At 45.4% G+C, this 1,045-nt stretch carries 2 protein-coding genes; both read left to right on the top strand.

Features of this window, described 5'->3' with window-relative positions:
• Positions 1 to 42 precede the first annotated feature (42 nt).
• Entirely contained in the window at positions 43 to 798 is a 756-nt protein-coding gene (locus ACFC20_RS17490; protein WP_375194098.1) for an ERF family protein, read from the top strand.
• A gap of 1 nt (position 799) precedes the next feature.
• Positions 800 to 1,009: a YqaJ viral recombinase family protein gene (locus tag ACFC20_RS17485; protein ID WP_375194097.1), complete on the top strand. Its 210-nt coding sequence runs from the start codon at positions 800 to 802 to the stop codon at positions 1,007 to 1,009.
• Positions 1,010 to 1,045 lie beyond the last annotated feature (36 nt).

The following is a 1,045-nucleotide window of genomic DNA, read 5'->3' as shown; positions in this document are numbered from 1 at the left end:
CCGAGCTCAATGCGGATCAGGTTAATTTAATTGGTGGCTTAAATGAGTAACGGCGAATTGGTTACAAGTGAGCAGCAATCATCACTTCCGGTTATGGCACAGCCGCACATGCGCCTAATTGAAATTGCAGTAAATAACGGCGCTGACATTACTCAGCTTGAAAAGCTTATGGATCTTCAAGAGCGTTATGAGGCAAACCAGGCTAAGAAAGAGTTCAACGCTGCAATGTCTAAGTTTCAGGCAATGCTTCCGGTAATTGAAAAGCTTGGCATTGTTGATTACACAACTTCAAAAGGTCGCACGTTCTACCAGTACGCCAAGATTGAAGATATTGCTAAGGCAATTCAGCCAGCGTTAAAAGAAACAGGCCTGTCTTACCGCTTTACGCAAAGCCAGGAGAACGGAATTATCACTGTTCGCTGTATCGTTACGCACCAGAGCGGCCACTCAGAATACAGTGAGTTGGTATCTTCTCCTGATATTAGCGGCGGCAAGGATCAGCTTAAAAGTATCGCTTCGGCAATCTCATACCTTCGCCGTTATACATTGACTGGTATCTTGGGGATTGTTGTCGGCGGTGAAGACGATGACGGCGATTCTGTTCAGTACGATAACCAGGAACAGCAACAGGTTGTTAACTGCTACCCGGATGAAGAATTTAATAAAAACTTCCCGGCCTGGTCTAAAAAAATAACTGACGGCAAGCATACCGTTGACTCGCTACACCAATTCTTGACTAAGAAGAACATTATCCTTAGCCAAGACCAATACTCAAAATTACAACAAGTAGGCAAATAACATGAAGCTATACAATATCGAACAGGGAACTGATGCGTGGTTGAAACTGCGCGAAGAACACTTAACCGCTTCTGATGCTTCGGCAATGATGGGAGCAAGCAAGTACAAAAGCCGCACTCAGCTAATGAAAGAAAAGAAGTTTGGTGTTAAGGAGAAAATCACTCCGGCTAAACAGGCGCTTTTCGACAAGGGCGGATCCTGTCGGAGGTAGTTGTCCGCGTAGCGCAAGATGACCCAGCCGACGAAG

It is taken from the genome of Marinobacter sp. (assembly GCF_041984545.1).
Taxonomy (GTDB): Bacteria; Pseudomonadota; Gammaproteobacteria; order Pseudomonadales; family Oleiphilaceae; genus Marinobacter.
Note: the sequence above shows the minus strand (reverse complement) of the source record. Positions and strands in the feature narration are given on the sequence as shown.

What these genes read in the sequence shown, in the direction of transcription:
- ACFC20_RS17490 (WP_375194098.1), top strand. Translation starts at nt 43, where the DNA reads ATGAGTAACGGCGAATTGGTTACAAGTGAGCAGCAATCATCACTTCCG.
- ACFC20_RS17485 (WP_375194097.1), top strand. Translation starts at nt 800, where the DNA reads ATGAAGCTATACAATATCGAACAGGGAACTGATGCGTGGTTGAAACTG.